Consider the following 2002-nt stretch of genomic DNA (forward strand, 5'->3'; position numbering starts at 1 on the left):
AACTCACTCTCCACAAGATGCTGACCCGGCTGCAACGCACGCGTCGTGATCAGCTCAAGCAACGCTCCGTAGACACGGTCGCGCAGTGGACCGGGACGCTCAAGCCTGGGCACCGTCCCGTACGGCAGTCCGGTCGTCGGCAACATCGCGGTCCCTCCTGTACAGCGTCGTCGCTGCAGATGAGAGCCAATTATGAATTGGTTTTCGCCTACAGTCTACGGCGCACAACCGCTGTCGGCCCAGGCCGGACGGGGCAGTACGGGGCCACACGCGGTCACGTATCGGCAGCTCACGGGCCCTGGTGTCGTCACGACCCTTGCTGGGTACTCTCTCCATCCTGTAGACAATATTCAGTCGACAAAGTCGGCAGTTCCTCGGTCACCCTCACCGAACGGAGCTCCCACCCATGAAAGTCGCAGTCCTCGGCGCCGGTGCGATCGGCGCCTACGTGGGCGCAGCACTGCATCGCGCCGGCGCAGATGTGCATCTCGTCGCGCGCGGCCCGCACTTGAAGGCCATGCGCAGTCACGGCGTCCAAGTCCTCAGCCCCCGGGGTGACTTCACCGCCCATGCCCACGCCACCGACGACCCGGTCGAGATCGGCCCGGTCGACTTCGTCTTCCTCGGACTGAAGGCCAACTCGTACGCGGCGTGCGGGCCGCTCATCGAGCCCCTTCTCCATGACAGTACGGCGGTCATCGCGGCCCAGAACGGCATCCCCTGGTGGTACTTCCACCAGCACGGCGGCCCGCACGACGGCCACCGCATCGAGAGTGTGGACCCGAAGGGTGCGGTCAGTGCGGTGCTCGCGCCCTCCCGGGCCATCGGGTGTGTCGTCTACGCGGCCACCGAGCTCGAAGGCCCCGGTGTCGTACGGCACTTGGAAGGCACCCGGTTCTCCATCGGCGAGCCCGACCGCAGCCTGTCTCCCCGGTGTCTCGCCTTCAGCGAGGCCATGCGGGCAGGCGGCCTCAAGGCCCCGGTCGAGGAGAACCTGCGCGACGACATCTGGCTCAAGCTGCTCGGCAACATCTCCTTCAACCCGATCAGCGCGCTGGCCCGCGCCACCATGCGGCAGATGTGCCTGCACGGCGGCACCCGCAAGGTCATCGAGACCATGATGGCGGAGACACTGGCCGTCGCCGAGGCCCTCGGCTGCACGGTCGGTGTCTCCATCGAACGCCGGCTGGCCGGCGCCGAACGCGTCGGTGACCACCGCACCTCCACCCTCCAGGACCTGGAGCGCGGCAAGCCGCTCGAACTCGATGTCCTCCTCACCGCGGTCATCGAGCTGGCGGAGATCACCGGCGTGGACGTGCCCACGCTCCGCACCGTCCACGCTCTCTCCGACCTCCTCGCTCTCCGGTCCGCCGCATGACGGAACTGAGCACCACCCATGTCATCGGTGCCGGCGATCGGCTCCGGCCGAACGTCGGCACCGAGGTTCCGATGACCCATGCGATCGGCCGGGCGATCACCCAAGCGGGCCTGCTCGACCGGGAGTCGTACAACACCCTTCTTCGAAAGGGTGGTTGGGCATCGTCGCTTCGGCGTGCCGAGTGCGTCGAGCTGAGCCCGGAGGACGGCGAGCGTCACGGGGTGATGGTCGGCGAAGTGGTGCAGGTCGCCTCCCGGCGGGGTTCGACGACGGCACCGGTGTGGGTGGATCCGGCGCTGCGGCCCGGCCTGGCGTTCATGAGCAGCCGTCCACCGGCGAGGACGGAGGCCAACTGGCCTGCGGCCAGGGTGCGTTGTCCGGTCGTGGGGGCGGTGGAGGCGGTGGAGTTCGAGGCCGCCGTCGTCCGGATAGAGAAGTTGCCCGTCGTGGCGATACGGAACTGAGGCCGGTCATGGGACGAGTCACGGAACGACGCAGGGTGATCCGCATCCGCGACGGGGCGGTCTCGTCCCGCCCCGACACACTGGTCGCCGAGGAACCCCTGGAGATCCGCCTCAACGGCAAACCCCTCGCCATCACCATGCGCACCCCCGGCGACGACTT

General features: G+C 68.0%; 1 protein-coding gene and 3 pseudogenes. 3 read left to right on the forward strand and 1 reads right to left on the reverse strand.

Features of this window, described 5'->3' with window-relative positions; translation table 11 throughout:
* A pseudogene (locus ACI2L1_RS45100) lies at positions 1-143 on the reverse strand (GntR family transcriptional regulator); the annotation flags it as partial.
* 263 nt (positions 144-406) lie between these two features.
* Here ACI2L1_RS45100 and ACI2L1_RS45105 point away from each other — a divergent pair.
* The 3 genes and pseudogenes from ACI2L1_RS45105 to ACI2L1_RS45115 form a co-directional block, all read left to right on the forward strand.
* Complete coding sequence (locus ACI2L1_RS45105) at positions 407-1378, forward strand: 2-dehydropantoate 2-reductase (protein ID WP_404745292.1); 972 nt, start codon at positions 407-409, stop codon at positions 1376-1378.
* Between the two features lie 122 nt (positions 1379-1500).
* A pseudogene (locus tag ACI2L1_RS45110) lies at positions 1501-1705 on the forward strand (molybdopterin dinucleotide binding domain-containing protein); the annotation flags it as partial.
* A gap of 145 nt (positions 1706-1850) precedes the next feature.
* Positions 1851-2002: pseudogene (locus ACI2L1_RS45115) on the forward strand (sulfurtransferase FdhD); the annotation flags it as partial.

The organism is Streptomyces sp. NPDC019531 (genome assembly GCF_044903305.1).
Taxonomy (GTDB): domain Bacteria; phylum Actinomycetota; class Actinomycetes; order Streptomycetales; family Streptomycetaceae; genus Streptomyces.